12 protein-coding genes are annotated in these 13,531 nt (G+C 68.2%); 8 read left to right on the top strand and 4 right to left on the bottom strand.

The window, feature by feature from the left end:
• Positions 1–67: 67 nt before the first annotated feature.
• Positions 68–994, bottom strand: a complete 927-nt coding sequence (locus tag HUA76_RS20285; RefSeq protein WP_174461823.1) for a hypothetical protein — start codon at positions 992–994, stop codon at positions 68–70.
• A 229-nt stretch (positions 995–1,223) separates the two neighbouring features.
• Between HUA76_RS20285 and HUA76_RS20280 the strand changes: the two genes are divergently transcribed.
• Together HUA76_RS20280 and HUA76_RS20275 are read left to right on the top strand one after the other, a co-directional pair.
• Positions 1,224–1,634: a hypothetical protein gene (locus HUA76_RS20280; protein WP_174461822.1), complete on the top strand. Its 411-nt coding sequence runs from the start codon at positions 1,224–1,226 to the stop codon at positions 1,632–1,634.
• Positions 1,635–1,647: 13 nt separating this feature from the next.
• Entirely contained in the window at positions 1,648–1,953 is a 306-nt protein-coding gene (locus tag HUA76_RS20275) for a hypothetical protein (protein ID WP_174461821.1), read from the top strand.
• A gap of 57 nt (positions 1,954–2,010) precedes the next feature.
• Here HUA76_RS20275 and HUA76_RS20270 read toward each other — a convergent pair whose 3' ends face one another.
• A complete protein-coding gene (locus HUA76_RS20270) occupies positions 2,011–2,667 on the bottom strand; it encodes an MBL fold metallo-hydrolase (protein ID WP_141643851.1) in 657 nt (218 codons plus the stop codon).
• Between the two features lie 96 nt (positions 2,668–2,763).
• Here HUA76_RS20270 and HUA76_RS20265 point away from each other — a divergent pair, with 96 nt between their 5' ends.
• Both HUA76_RS20265 and HUA76_RS20260 read left to right on the top strand, forming a co-directional pair.
• Positions 2,764–3,432, top strand: a complete 669-nt coding sequence (locus HUA76_RS20265; protein ID WP_174457172.1) for a hypothetical protein — start codon at positions 2,764–2,766, stop codon at positions 3,430–3,432.
• 327 nt (positions 3,433–3,759) lie between these two features.
• Positions 3,760–4,116 carry a hypothetical protein gene (locus tag HUA76_RS20260; protein WP_174461820.1) on the top strand — a complete coding sequence of 119 codons (357 nt, stop codon included), beginning with the start codon at positions 3,760–3,762 and terminating at the stop codon, positions 4,114–4,116.
• A 39-nt stretch (positions 4,117–4,155) separates the two neighbouring features.
• Here the strand turns inward: HUA76_RS20260 and HUA76_RS20255 are convergent, their stop codons facing one another.
• On the bottom strand, positions 4,156–5,004 hold the full coding sequence (locus tag HUA76_RS20255; RefSeq protein WP_174457291.1) for an NAD(P)H-binding protein: 849 nt from the start codon (positions 5,002–5,004) through the stop codon (positions 4,156–4,158).
• Positions 5,005–5,031: 27 nt separating this feature from the next.
• Entirely contained in the window at positions 5,032–5,883 is an 852-nt protein-coding gene (locus HUA76_RS20250) for a helix-turn-helix domain-containing protein (RefSeq protein WP_174457173.1), read from the bottom strand.
• Positions 5,884–6,276: 393 nt separating this feature from the next.
• On the opposite strand from HUA76_RS20250, the gene HUA76_RS20245 reads away from it, so the two are divergent.
• The 4 genes from HUA76_RS20245 (at position 6,277) to HUA76_RS20230 (ending at position 13,496) form a co-directional block, all read left to right on the top strand.
• The gene (locus tag HUA76_RS20245) at positions 6,277–8,649 is read left to right on the top strand and encodes a DNA topoisomerase (ATP-hydrolyzing) subunit A (RefSeq protein ID WP_141643843.1); all 2,373 of its coding nucleotides are present in this window, start codon (positions 6,277–6,279) and stop codon (positions 8,647–8,649) included.
• A 12-nt stretch (positions 8,650–8,661) separates the two neighbouring features.
• Positions 8,662–10,593, top strand: coding sequence for a type IIA DNA topoisomerase subunit B (locus tag HUA76_RS20240; protein ID WP_141643842.1), 1,932 nt, complete (start codon positions 8,662–8,664; stop codon positions 10,591–10,593).
• Positions 10,594–10,690: 97 nt separating this feature from the next.
• Entirely contained in the window at positions 10,691–12,229 is a 1,539-nt protein-coding gene (locus HUA76_RS46300) for a PEGA domain-containing protein (protein ID WP_174461819.1), read from the top strand.
• A 55-nt stretch (positions 12,230–12,284) separates the two neighbouring features.
• Positions 12,285–13,496 (top strand): PEGA domain-containing protein, encoded by a 1,212-nt coding sequence (locus tag HUA76_RS20230; protein WP_174457175.1) that lies wholly within the window; start codon positions 12,285–12,287, stop codon positions 13,494–13,496.
• Positions 13,497–13,531: the final 35 nt, after the last annotated feature.

Below are 13,531 nucleotides of genomic sequence, written 5' to 3'. Positions count from 1 at the left end.
AGGGTGACGTGAGTGGGCCGGAGGCCGCTGTCGCCTCCGGTCCCGCGTCAAGGAACCGGGACCGTGCTCACTCGGAGGGAGGCTCGGCCGCCACCGTGTGCCACCGGTCGTCGTGAATCCAGCCGACGGTCCGGTCCGCGAGCGCCCACACGCCATCACCGGCGCCGCGCAGCCCGGTGAAGCGCAGCGAGTCCGCCTTGGAAATGGCCACGGGCTTCAGCCTGTCGCCGACCACCCGGTCGATGCCTCCCAGATGCGCCACGTAGACGTGGTCCTGGAACGTCGCGATTCCGTAGTAGTCGCGCTCGGTGTCGGGAGGCCGGATGACGCGCCAGTCGTCGCCGCTTCCCAGCAGGACGGCGCCTTCGCCACCGCAGAGGGCATAGCCGCTCTTCAGCGTGCATACGCCATTGAAGCCCGTCTCCAGCGGAAGCGAGATGCGGCGCCAGCGCTTTCCGTCGAAGTGCGCCAGATGCCCCTCGGAGGTGGCGGCCATGAAGTCGTCGCGGCCGTGGCCCGCGAGGGCTTCGAGGGTGACGTCCTCCCCGTCGATGGTGAGCTGGGGCAGCGTGCTGAAACGTGCCTTGCCCAGCACGTAGGCCTGCCCCACCGAGCCCACACAGACGACGTCGTTCCCCAGCACGCGGAGTCGACGCAGCGGCCCGAGGTCCTCGACGGCCGCGTTCTTGAACACCTTGCGAGAGGCCTTCAGCGCATCCCGTGTCCTCGGCGTCTTCCAGTCGAAGCGAATCACCGTCCCGTTCTCTCCGAGGACGTACGCCAGTCCCGCCTCCGTGGCATCCACGGAGAGGACCGCCTCACCGAACACTTCGAACTCCAGCCACGCGCCGTCCCTGCGCACGCCGATGCGATTGCCGGGGTTGTCGTAGTCATCCCCCACCGTGCATGCGGCGATGACCACCCCAGGAACGGGGCTCAGGCCCTCTTGGATGTAGGCGTCGCGCAGGAACTCCGCATCCGTCAACCCACTCATGTCCGAGAACTCTCCGACGTGTGGCGCCACAAGGATTCGACCAGACAGGACATTTACGACATGGGCGTCGGGCACGCCATCTCCTCCTCGCTCGGCCCCTTCGCGCCTCTGTCAACGCTCCATCCACGGACATGCAATTGCAACTCAAGAAACAACAGAAACTGGTGGGCTTGTGAATCCAGATATAGACAGACAGGGCCGCACTCCTCCCACACCTCGAGGTGGATTCATGAGAAGCGTTGCGCTCGCCGTCTTCGTAGCGGTCCTCACGGCCTGCGGGCCGGGCCAGGAAGAGACTCCCGCCCAGGAACTCGATACCCGCCCTGCCCCGCTCATCACCCCTGTCGAAGACCAGATTTCGGTGCACATGCCGAGTCCCGCGGGCTCGCCGCTTCCCTATGGCGAGTACATCCCTCCGGGCTACAACACCTCGACGGAGACGTACCCGGTCGTCATCCACCTGAACGGAATCGGCGAGCTGGGCGTCGCGCAGAACCCGACGGCGCTCTACGAGGTCGTGACGCGCAACGGGGCGCTGCGGAACATCCGCAACAGCACCACATGGAAGACGTACTACGGCCAGAAGAAGGCGCTCATCTTCGCTGGCGACCATCGCCTCCAACATCGGCGCCCCGGGTGACACGCTCACGAAGATGAAGGACGTCCCCGTGTGGGCCGCCAGCAGCTACGGGGACCGGTGGGGCGAGCAGTCCTGGGTGCTCCCCGTGACGAAGAACTACAACTACTGGGCGTTCCCGCCCCTCGTCCAATCCACGCAGACGACGACGTACCTGTTCAGCAAGACGACGCAGACCTGGACCTCGCAACCCGGCGTCACCTCCACGGGAAGCTCCATCGTTCGCTATGTGCTGTACCCGGGCATGGCGCACATGGGCTGGTCCGAGACCTACGGCCTGCAGGGCTTCTGGGACTGGATGTTCGCCCAGCAGCGTCCGTAGTCGGCACCGGAGCGGACCGGAGGGCCGTGTCCCCTCCGGTCCCGCTTCACGGAGTGCTCACTTCCGGGGGCGCATTCGGAACGCGACGAACGACGCCACGTCGGGGAAGGCGAAGTACGGGTTCTTCTGACGCACGTCACCCAGGGGAGCCACCGGCACGTCCGCGTAGTCGTGCCCTGGCAACAGCCGCGTCGAGTCCGGGACCTTGAGCAGCACCTGAGACAGTGAGCGGTACATCGCCTCCGGGTCTCCCCCGTTCATGTCGCACCGGCCGCAGCCGTTGATGAACAGCGTGTCCCCGGACACGAGCGCGTCACCGGCCAGCAGGCAGTGGGAGCCCGGCGTGTGCCCTGGCGTGTGCAGTGCCTGGAAGACCTCGGCGCCCACGGGCACCGCGTCCCCGGGCCCCAGCGGACGCAGCGCGTCCTTCAGTTCGCGCAACTCCGCGGAGAACTCCACCTCCGCGCGCTGCGCGTAGACGGGCACGTCATGCCGCGACAGCAAATCCGGCAGACCGTTGATGTGGTCGAAGTGGCAGTGCGAGACGAAGGCTCCGGCCAGGCGCTTGCCGTCCTGCGCCACCGCGCGCTCAATCGCCTCCACATCCCACGCCGGGTCCACCACCACGACGTCGGGAGAGTCCGCCGCGCCGACCAGGTAGACGAAGTTGTCCATGGGCCCCAGCTTGAGCTGACGCACGTAGGGAATTCGCATCTCTCATACCTCCCGGGAAGACTCTAACGCTTGAGACTTGCCGCCACGGCCTCTTCCCTCTTGAATGGGCGTCTTTTTCTCGGAGGTCCACCCACCGTGAAGCGCTCTCTGCCGTTGCTCGTCTGCACCCTCCTCGCCGGCTCGAGCGTCGTCGCCAAGGAACGGTCCACCTTCAAGTACACCGCGCCCGCGGACGGGGAGCGGCCGGTCATCGTCGACGCCGTCATCGCGCCGCAGGGCAGCGACTTCGCCATGCGGTTGCGCTTCGACAAGGACCCCTGGGGCGAGGAGTGCAAGAGCCGCTGCTCCAACGCCACGTTGTTGATCGACACGGACTCCAGCAAGCAGACAGGGCTGCGGCTCGCGCAGGGGGCCCCGGGCAACGGCGCCGACCTGGCCGTCATCATCCAGGGCGTGCGCGACTATGCGTCCGAGGGCGGCGGCAGTGCCCAGACGTGGCTGCGAGTGAAGGTACGACTGCTGGGCAGCGAGGCGAGCACCGTGGATGACGGCGAGCTGCTGGCCGAGCTCAGCCACAAGCACGACACCGACCGCATCCAGTCCGACGGCAAGACGGTCTACCTGTTGATCGACACCACCCACGCGTCCATTCCGTCCGCGCGCAAGGCGCGGGTCGTCTATCAGCCACCCGGTGGCAAGCCCATCCAGGCCACCGTGCCCGGCATGATTGGCGGCGGCGGTGGTCGGGGCGTGCGCATCTTCAAGGACGGCAACTGGGGCAAGGCGCCCAAGGCGACGCCCTGAGCTGACGCGGAGCCCACGGGGCACAGCTCCTCTCTCGAATCGCCGCGCGTGAAGTGGTCGAGTTCCCTAGGGACCTTCTATCTCTCGCGCGCAAACGGGGCTGAAATCGGGCGGTGGTACCCCCACCCGATTGCCATCCGCACGCGGATTCGGCCCTGAAGCGGAATCACGACCGAGACGTTCTCCTCTCGCGCGGAACGCTGATGGTTCCACGCGGGAGGCAACCCAGTCGGGAGAGTCCCCCTGAAGCCCGTCACCATCGCATTCGTCGCCTACCTGGCCGTCGCAGGCGCTAGCGCCCCCTCTCCGGCTGTCGAGTCCGTCTCAGTGGTACGACTGCTCGCGGCCCCTGAGGCCTACGACGGCAAGCGCGTCGAGGTCGTCGGCTATGGGACCTTCGAACATGAAGGCACGGCCCTCTACTTCAATCCCCAGGACCATCAGCGTGGCGTTCCCATGAGCGCGGTGTGGCTCGTGCTCGGCGAGGCGTGGGAGTCGAAGGAGCGCACTCCTCCTCGCTATGTCATCGTGCGAGGCACCTTTCGCGCAAAGAGCCGCGGTGCCCTCGGCCTGTTCGCGGGCGCCATCACCGACATCGACCGGCTCGACGACTGGGACCTGGGGAGCGCCGCGCCCCCACAGCAACCCAAGGGAGAACCCACCCGCGCGCGGGGCTGCCTCTGAAACGAAGCCCGTGGACAAGGCCCTCCCTCGGCTCGGGCCTCAGTCCTCGCGCCATGACCCGGCATGCTCCCGAGCGAAGTCTTCGAAGGAGCGCGGCGGAGTGCCCGTGACTTCGAGCACCGCGTCGCTGGCCCTGGGTGCCCGGCCCTCTCGGTGGAAGCGGAACATGTCGATGAGCCCCTCGACGTGCGCGGGGCTCACGGCATACGGCAGCATCGCCTCGCGAAACACCCCGTCAGGGATGGACTCGTACCTGAGCTCGCGGCCCGCGGCCTGACCGAGAACGCGGGTCATCTCTTGGTATGTCATCGCCTTGGGGCCGCAGAGGTCCAGGTGCCTCCCCGTGAAGGACTCGGACGTCAGACACACCGCCGCCACGCGGGCGATGTCCCTCGCGTCGATGGGACTCTCCTCTCCATCGCCCCATGGCAGGCGCAGCACCCCTTCGGTTTTCAGCGCGTGGCCGTAGTACGTGACGAAGTTCTGCATGAAGCCCCCGGGCCGGAGCACGGTGTTCGGGATTCCCGAGCGCTCCAGCTCACGCTCGATGGCGCCGTGGACACGAGCCAGGAAGAACGCCTCGCTCCCCGCACAGAGAATCGAGAGCTTCACCAACCTGCTCACCCCCGCGCGGCGCGCGGCCTCGATGACTCGCACCTCGGCGCCAACCTGGTCGACCATGTCCCCCGTCGCGAGGAACACCGTCCGCGCACCGTCCAGACATGCCTCCAGTCCTTCGCCCGTGCTCAAGTCGACACGCGCATGCTGTGTGGCGCGAGGGTCCGGTACTCGCGAGCGAAACGCCGCCCGCGTGGGCCCCCCCCGCTTCACGAGCTCGTCGAGGACCGCGCTTCCCACCACTCCCGTTGCACCCAGGATGACGTTCATGCGCGGCAAGATGCGCGCGCCAGTGCCTCACCCGATAGGAAGCATTTGACCCCGCTCCTCGGGCGGCAGCGCCGTGGCGCCGCGAGCGGCCGCTGACAGGGCCCCCGGAGCCAATCCGGAGAGCTTCCGGCATTCAAGCAACCAGTGGGACTGGTCGCAGTACCCCGCTTCATGCGCCAGCCAGGTGAGCGACGCCGTCGCGTCCTCTCTCGTGCGCTGGAGCGCCTGCTGGAAGCGGCGGACCCGGAGGAAGTCTCGCGGCGTCAGTCCCACCTCGCGCCGGAACAACTCGATGAACCTGCGGTGACTCAAGCCCGAGCCCGCGACGAGCGAAGAGACAGGCACGTCCGCCGTACTCGCTCGAAGTCGCCCCAGCGCCGTCCACACCGCCTCATGCACGGACCGGAGCGACGCATGCCGGGCAAGGAACGCCGTGCCCAGAAGCGCGAAGCGCTCCTCGTCACTCGACGCCTCGGAGAGTCGCGCCACCCACCGCGTCGCGACAGGCCCCCACAACGAGGACAGCTCCACGTGCCGCCCGGCCAGCGCATCCAGGGGAACGCCCAAGAGGGGCCAGGCGCCCCCCGCGCGGAAGTGGACGCCCGCGAGCATGGACTGCTGCGCCGTGGGAACGTCGAACGCGGCACGCCGAGGACCAGAGACCAACGCCTCCGCGCACGCCCCCGCCTCACCATCCAGCTCCCTCCACTCCAGTCGCTGCCCCGCCAAAGGAATCACCAGCTCCAGCGTTCCCGTGGGCAGCACCCGCTCCAGCCCATGCCCGGGCCGATACCCGTCGTACAGCCAGAAGGCCTGGATGAACGGGCGCAGGGGCTCGGGAGGCGCGAGCGCACGGTAGAAGGAATGGACCTGGGTCATCGCTCGCCCCGCTTCATACCCCCGTCTCCAGCACGCCGCGTCGAGGCACGGGCAAGGGAGCAAGCCCACCCTGTCCTACCTGCCCAGGGCCTCCCAGGAGCCAACAGGGCGTCCTCTCCTACCCGCACCCACCGTCCCGTCCCCAGGTGAGTCCTACGGGCCCTCGCCCTCGGAATTCCGAGGGGTTACAGGGATGTTTCACCTTGGGACCGAACTGGACGGGCTTTCAGGTAGGATACCTCCGAGGATACGCAACCCCCCGAATTCGTTCCAATTGTCAGGGGGCCATGGTAGTCCCGCCGCTTTGTTACAGCTTCCAGATTCCATGGCGCGGAGTGCGCGAGTCACGCACCGCGTTCGGGTACGAGACGTTCTCACCTGGGTTTGAAGAGCATGCGCGCAGAAGCCGAAAAGAAGACGCCAAAGAAGCAGGGAGGCGCGGGTGGCGGGGGTGGAGCCTCGGGCTCGGCGGGTGGTGGAGATGGATATATCCCCGCCTCGCTCGCTGACGAGGCGCGTCGCCGGTACATCAACTACGCCCTGTCGGTCATCACCTCGCGCGCCCTGCCGGACGTGCGCGACGGCCTCAAGCCCGTGCAGCGCCGCATCCTGTACGGCATGTGGAACGACCTGAACCTGTCGTTCGACACGAAGTACCAGAAGTGCGCGCAGGTGGTCGGCGCCATCATGGGTCGCTACCACCCGCACGGCGACGCCTCCATCTACGACGCGCTCGTGCGCATGGCGCAGGACTTCTCCCTGCGCTACCCGCTGGTGGACGGCCACGGCAACTTCGGCTCGCTCGACGGCGACTCCGCGGCCGCCTACCGCTACACCGAGTGCCGACTGGAGAAGCTCGCCACCGAGATGCTGGGTGAGCTGGAGCGCAAGACGGTCGACTTCCGGCCCACCTACGACGGCACGCGCAACGAGCCCATCGTCATCCCCTCGCGGGTGCCGCAGTTGCTGATGAACGGCACCACGGGCATCGCCGTGGGCATGGCCACCAACATCCCGCCCCACCACCTGGGCGAGCTGGTGGACGCGCTGGTCGCGCTCATCGAGAACCCGGCGCTGCTCACCAAGGATCTGCTCAAGTGGATCAAGGGCCCGGACTTCCCCACCGGCGGGCAGATCCTCAATGACAAGAAGGAGCTGCGCGACATCTACGAGACGGGCCAGGGCAGCGTCCGCATCCGCGGCGAGTGGGACACCGAGGAGCTCAAGCGCGGCGGCACGCAGATCATCGTCACGTCCATCCCCTACACGGTGAACAAGTCCACCCTCGTCGCGAAGATTGGCGACCTGGTGCGCGAGCGGAAGCTGCCGCTCATCGTCGACGTGCGCGACGAGTCCACCAAGGACGTGCGCATCGTCCTGGAGCTGAAGAAGGACGCCAACGCCGACCTGGTGATGGCGTACCTCTACAAGCACACGCCGCTGCAGACGACGTTCGGCGTCAACCTCACCTGCCTCGTCCCCAGCGACGACAACCCCGAGGTCGGCACGCCGCGCCGGCTGGACCTCAAGAGCATCCTCCAGTTCTTCCTCGACTTCCGCTTCGGCATCGTCACGCGGCGCTACCAGCACGAGCTGGGCGAGCTGCAGAAGCGCGTCCACCTGCTCGAGGGCTTCGAGAAGGCCTACGACGCGCTGGACGAGATCATCCGCATCATCCGCCAGTCCGAGGGCAAGCAGGACGCCGCCCAGAAGTTGATGGTGCGCTTCAAGCTGGATGAGCTCCAGGTGGACGCCATCCTGGAGATGAAGCTCTACAAGCTCGCCCGCCTGGAGATCCTGGTCGTCCAGAAGGAGCTCAAGGAGAAGCGCGCGGAGATCAAACGCATCGAGGGCATCCTCAAGGACAAGAAGAAGGTCTGGGGCACCGTCAAGGACGAGCTCGCCGAAATCAAGGGGCTCTACAACGACAAGCGCCGAACCAAGATTGGTGGCGCGGGCTCCGAGGAAGTGGAGTTCAACGCCGACGCGTTCATCGCGGACGAGGATGCCCATGTGGTCATCACCCGCGACGGCTGGGTCAAGCGCGTGCGCGAGGTGAAGGACCCGTCCTCCACCCGCCTGCGCGAGGGCGACGCCGTCATGGCCGTGCTCGCCGGCAGCCTGAAGGCGAACCTCGTCCTGTTCAGCAACTTCGGCACCGCCTACGTCACCCGCTTCAACGACATCCCCGCCTCCACCGGCTACGGCGACCCCGTCCAGAAGCTGTTCAAGTTCGACGACGGCGAGCGCGTGGTCGCCGCCCTCTCGCTCGACACGCGGCTGGCGAGTCCGCAGAAGCTCCTGGGCGTGACGAAGCAGGGCATGGGCATGCGCTTCCTCCTGGAGCCGCACCTGGAGGTCTCCACGCGCGCCGGACGTCGCTACGCCAAGACGGGCGAGGGCGATGAGATCATCGGCGTGCAGGCCGTGGGTGAGAAGGACCTGCTCGCGGTGCTCACCAAGAAGACCAACGCGCTGGTGTGCAAGGCGGCGGAGATCAACGAACTGGCCGGCCCTGGCAAGGGCGTCACCGTCATCAAGGTGGACGCGGACGACCAGGTGGTCGACTTCCTCGTCACCGCGCCGAACCAGAAGGACGCGAAGCTGGATTTCGAGACGCAGAAGGGCCGCAAGCTGCAGCTCGCCCCCGCGAAGTACGGGGTGACGGGCCGCGGCGGCAAGGGCCACGAGATGTCCAAGCGCGACGCGGTGGAGGACGTGGCCCGGCCCGTCGTCTTCATCCCGTTGCCCGAGAAGAAGGACTAGCCAGAGGACGCCATGGCGACGAAGAAGGAAAGCTATACAGGCGCCGACATCCAGGTCCTCGAGGGCCTGGATCCGGTGCGCAAGCGCCCGGCCATGTACATCGGCGGGACGGACGGCACCGGGTATCACCACCTGTTGTGGGAGATCCTCGACAACTCGGTGGACGAGGTCATCAACAGCCACGCCACCACCGTCGAAGTGACGCTCCACAAGGATGGCCGCAGCATCACCGTGGTGGACAACGGGCGCGGCATCCCCGTGGACATCATGCCCAAGCTCAAGAAGCCCGCCGTGGAGGTCATCCTCACGACGCTGCACTCGGGCGGCAAGTTCGAGCAGGGCAACTACACCCACTCGGGCGGTCTGCACGGCGTGGGCAGCTCCGTGGTGAACGCGCTCTCCCGCAAGCTGACGGTGGAGATCAAACGCGACGGCAAGCGCCACATCCAGACGTACGCGCGAGGCAAGCCCACCAGCCCCCTGAAGGCGGACGGCGGCGCGCGCGGCACGGGCACGTCGATCACCTTCGAGCCGGACCCCGAAATCTTTGGCGAGAAGCTGAAGTTCGACGCGGAGCTGGTGCGCGAGCGGCTGGAGGCCAAGAGCTACCTGCACAAGGGCATGATCGTCATCTGGAAGGATGAGACGGCCAGCCCCGCCACGTCGGTGACGTACAAGCACGACGGCGGCATCGCCGAGTACCTCACCAAGGTGGTGACGGAGCGGCAGAAGCCGCTGGTACCGGTGGGCAGCACCAACTTCTACCACTCGCGCGACAACGGGGTGCGGCTGGAGGCGTCGCTGGGGTGGACGGAGGCCACGGACGAGCACATCCGCTCCTACGTCAACGGCGTGCCCACCCCCATGGGCGGCACGCACGAGGCGGGCCTCAAGGGCGCCATCGTCAAGGCGGTGCGCAACTACATCGAGACGCACGACCTGACGCCCAAGGGCGTGACGCTCACCGCGGAGGACATCCGCGAGGGAATCACGGCCATCCTGTCCGTGTACGTGGTGGAGCCCCAGTTCCAGGGCCAGACGAAGTCGCGCCTCAACAACCCCGAGGTGACGGCGCAGGTGGACGGCGTGCTGCGCCCGGCGCTGGAGAAGTGGCTCAACGACAACAAGAGCATCGCCGAGGCCGTCGTCGGCCGCATCATCCTGGCGGCCCGCGCTCGCGAGGCCAGTCGCGCCGCGTCCCTGGCCGTCAGCCGCAAGACGGCCGTCAGCCACCGGCTCAACCTGCCGGGCAAGCTGGCGGACTGCTCGTCCACGGACCCCAACCTGAGCGAGCTGTTCCTCGTCGAAGGTGACTCGGCAGGTGGTTCCGCCAAGCAGGGCCGCGACCGGCGCACCCAGGCCATCCTCCCCTTGCGGGGCAAGGTGCTCAACGCGGAGCAGGCGTCCACCGACAAGGTCGCGGGCAACAAGGAGCTCCAGGACATCGTCAGCGCCCTGGGCTGCGGCATCGGCGCGGACTTCGACATCACCAAGCTGCGCTACGGCCGCGTCTTCCTGCTGATGGACGCCGACAGCGACGGGCACCACATCGCCACGCTGCTGCTGACGTTCTTCTACCGGCACCTGCGCCCGCTCATCGAGAGCGGCGCCATCCACATCGCCCAGCCTCCGCTGTTCCGCGTGGACATCGGCAAGGAGACGTACTGGGCGCTGGACGAGGCGGACCGCGACCGAATCATCCGCGAGAAGGTGAAGGGCAACGCCAAGCCCAACATCATGCGCTTCAAGGGCCTCGGTGAGATGACCGCCGACGAGCTCAAGGAGACGACGCTGGACCAGAAAAACCGGATGAGCCTGCGAGTCACGATCGACAACCCCATCGAGACGGACCGCGTCATCAATGACCTGATGGGCAAGGACGTGAGTGCCCGGTTCCGGTTCATCATGGAGCGCGCGGGCGAGGTCGAAGCGCTGGACGTCTAGCCATCCGTCATCCTGCCGCGGGTCCCCCCCGCCCCGGATTGCCCCCGGGGCGGAGGGCCGTGACGGGGCTCCCCTCGCTCGGCTAGCATCCGGCGCCGTGACTACGTTCCGCCGAATCGCCCTGCTCCTCACCCTGCTGCTGGCCGTCCTTCCCGCCCATGCCCAGACGACGCGCAAGAAGTCCGCGCGCAAGAAGGCCGTGCCCACCAAGGTGGTGAAGAAGAAGAAGCCCGCGGGCAGGGACGTGAAGAAAGCCCCGCCCGTGGAGGACACGGACACGGCGGACACGAACGACGTCGCGTCCCCGGAGCCCATGGTCTTCGGAGAGCCGGACTCGAAGCCGCACCCCACCGACAAGCCCGAGGCGCCCGCCGCGAAGCCTCCGCCCGCCGCGGTGGCCACGCCGGTGACACCGCCCCCTCCGAGCGCCACCGAGCCGGAGAAGCCCAGCACGAGGCCGTCGCTGGCCGCCACGCCCGCCGTGTCCACCGGCCCCGTGGCGCTCTTCTCCGTCGCCCGAGCCTCGGCCGCGTCCGCCGCGGCGCTGAAGCTGGAGACGGAACTGACGCGTCACCTGCAGCGCGGCGGAGACGTGCAGTTCGTGGACCTGGGCGCGGCCTTCCCGCCCCCGGAGCCGACGCCGCTGACGAAGGCCGACGGGCTGTTCGAGGACGGCCGGGCCGCCTACGACAACCTGGACCCGGAGGTCGCCGAGGCGAAGTTCCGCGCGGCCGCCGAGGCGTACGAGCAGGCCCCTGGTGAGCTGCGGCCGGAGCGGCTGGGTGAGGCGTTCCTGTTCCTCGGCGCGGCCCGGATGCTCAACGGCGACGCGGCCGGCGCGAAGGAGTCCTTCATCCGCTCCGTGGTGGCCGAGCCCGCAACCCGCCCGGACAAGGCGCTCTTCGGTCAGGACGTGCAGAAGGCCTTCGACGAGGCGCGCGCCGAAGTGAGCGCGCGGCCCGCTGGCACCCTCGCCGTGGAGTCCCAGCCCGCGGGCGCGCAGGTCCACGTGCGCGGCCAGGAGCTCGGCGTCACGCCGCTCAAGGGCGTGTCCGTCCCCGCCGGCCACCACGCCGTCATCGTGACGCTGCCGGGCTACACGTCCTTCGCCCAGTACGCGGAGGTGAAGTCCACCGGGAGCGCCGAGGTGAAGGCGACGCTTGTGCCCGGGCCGGGCCTGTCCGCCATCCGCGAGGCCGCCGTGCGCGCCGGCTCGCAAGAGGCCTTCGACAGCGAGACGCTGCCTCCCGAGACGGGCGCCATCGCCGAGCGCCTGGATGCCCGCTACCTGGTGCTGGCCGCGGTGTCCCAGGACAAGAAGGGCCGCCTCCAGGCGGAGCTCCAGGTCTGGGACGTGCGCACCCAGGCCCGGCTGCGCGGCGTGGAAATCGACCTGTCGGGCAAGGACCGCAAGCGGGGCCCCGAGGCGGCCGCGCAGCAGGTCCGCGACTTCATCCACGGCGCCATGTCGCCCCGCGTCGCGGAGAGCGGTGGCACGGGCGTGTCCCTGCTGAAGCGGCCGTGGTTCTGGGCCGCCGTCGGTGGCGTGGCGGCGGTGACGGCGGGCGCCGTCTTCGTGGCGACCCAGGACAAGGGCCGTCCCTTCAATCCCATCACCGGAGGAACAGGCTTCTGAGCCACGGGTTGAATGACGGTTCGCCGCTCGCGTCGCTCGTTTCAGAGGTTACCCCATGAGAGCCCTCGTCCTCGCCCTGCTTCCCTCGCTCGCCCTGGCGGCGTCCCCCGCCCCGGCCCGGCGTGTCTCCAGCCTCCTCGTCCCCATGGACCCGGCCTCCGAGGCCACCGCGGTCCAGATGGAGGGCTACATGAACGAGGCGCTGGGGAACTTCTCCGGCTTCACCGTGCGCAAACCCGAGGAGCTCTTCGGCCTGCCCGGAGACCCCGCCGCCCAGTCCGCGCTCGAGCGTGCCCGCAAGGGCTACTCGGAGAGCGCCGCCGCCTTCGACAAGAAGGAGTACGACGAGGCGGAGGCGAAGGTCCGCGCCACCCTCAAGGAGCTCAACGGCGCGCCGTCGTCCATGAGGGGTTGCTCGCCCCTGTGCGAGTCGCTGGCGCTGTACGCGGCGCTCCTGCACCTGCGCGGCGACGTGGAGGAGGCGAAGCTCGTCCTCATCGACCTCATCGCCGTGTCGCCGACCTTCGAACTCAACCCCAAGCGCTTCAGCCGGGACTTCATCGCCCTGCGCGTGCAGGTGGCCACCGGCCGCACGTCCCAGCTGCGCGGCAGCGCCACGGTGAAGTCGCGGCCCGCCGGCGCCCGTGTCTACGTGGATGGTGAACTGGCCGGCCACACGCCGGTGACGATTCCCGCGCTGGCGGTGGGCAAGCATCTGTTGCGCATCGAACGGCCGGGCTTCCGCCAGTTCGGCCAGCTCATGGAGGTGACGCCGGACGACGTGGAGGTGAGCACGGAGCTGGTGCCCACCGCCTCGTACAAGGCCTACGACGCGCAGCTGGACCGCGTGGCCAGCGAAGTGTCGCGTGGCATCCCCCAGGCCAACGGCGTGGCGGGCCTGGGCAAGTCCATGGGCCTGGAGCGCGCCATGGTGGGCACGGTGAAGGCCTCGGGCGAGGGCTCCGAGCTCATCCTGGGCTACTACGACTTGCGCAACGGCAAGAAGCTCGGAAGCCGCCGCGTGGTGCTCCAGGGCGACGAGTTCGGTCAGCTCAAGCAGGAGATGGAGCGCATGGTGAATCAGATGGTGAACACCAGCGAGGGTGGCGGCGAGAAGGTGGTGCGCAGCTCCGACCCGCTCGACAACCGGGGCGGCACCGAGGACTGGGGCGCGGAGGACCGCGGCGGACGCACCCGCTCCGAGGAGAAAAAGAAGAAGAAGGTGGATGACCCGCTCGACGGGGTGTCCGGAACCGAGGACTGGTGACACGCGGCGCTTGTCCTCGGGCGGGCGCGGCCTAG

The sequence above is a fragment of the Myxococcus sp. CA056 genome, assembly GCF_013336715.1.
In the GTDB taxonomy this organism is placed as follows: Bacteria; Myxococcota; Myxococcia; order Myxococcales; family Myxococcaceae; genus Myxococcus; species Myxococcus llanfairpwllgwyngyllgogerychwyrndrobwllllantysiliogogogochensis.
Note: the sequence above shows the minus strand (reverse complement) of the source record. Positions and strands in the feature narration are given on the sequence as shown.

Excerpts from the sequence above, each read along its gene's own strand:
- HUA76_RS20285 (WP_174461823.1), bottom strand. The coding sequence starts at position 994 with ATGAGTGGGTTGACGGATGCGGAGTTCCTGCGCGACGCCTACATCCAA.
- HUA76_RS20250 (WP_174457173.1), bottom strand. The coding sequence starts at position 5,883 with ATGACCCAGGTCCATTCCTTCTACCGTGCGCTCGCGCCTCCCGAGCCC.
- HUA76_RS20240 (WP_141643842.1), top strand. The coding sequence starts at position 8,662 with ATGGCGACGAAGAAGGAAAGCTATACAGGCGCCGACATCCAGGTCCTC.
- HUA76_RS20245 (WP_141643843.1), top strand. The coding sequence starts at position 6,277 with ATGCGCGCAGAAGCCGAAAAGAAGACGCCAAAGAAGCAGGGAGGCGCG.
- HUA76_RS20275 (WP_174461821.1), top strand. The coding sequence starts at position 1,648 with ATGAAGGACGTCCCCGTGTGGGCCGCCAGCAGCTACGGGGACCGGTGG.
- HUA76_RS20270 (WP_141643851.1), bottom strand. The coding sequence starts at position 2,667 with ATGCGAATTCCCTACGTGCGTCAGCTCAAGCTGGGGCCCATGGACAAC.
- HUA76_RS20280 (WP_174461822.1), top strand. The coding sequence starts at position 1,224 with ATGAGAAGCGTTGCGCTCGCCGTCTTCGTAGCGGTCCTCACGGCCTGC.
- HUA76_RS20230 (WP_174457175.1), top strand. The coding sequence starts at position 12,285 with ATGAGAGCCCTCGTCCTCGCCCTGCTTCCCTCGCTCGCCCTGGCGGCG.
- HUA76_RS20255 (WP_174457291.1), bottom strand. The coding sequence starts at position 5,004 with ATGAACGTCATCCTGGGTGCAACGGGAGTGGTGGGAAGCGCGGTCCTC.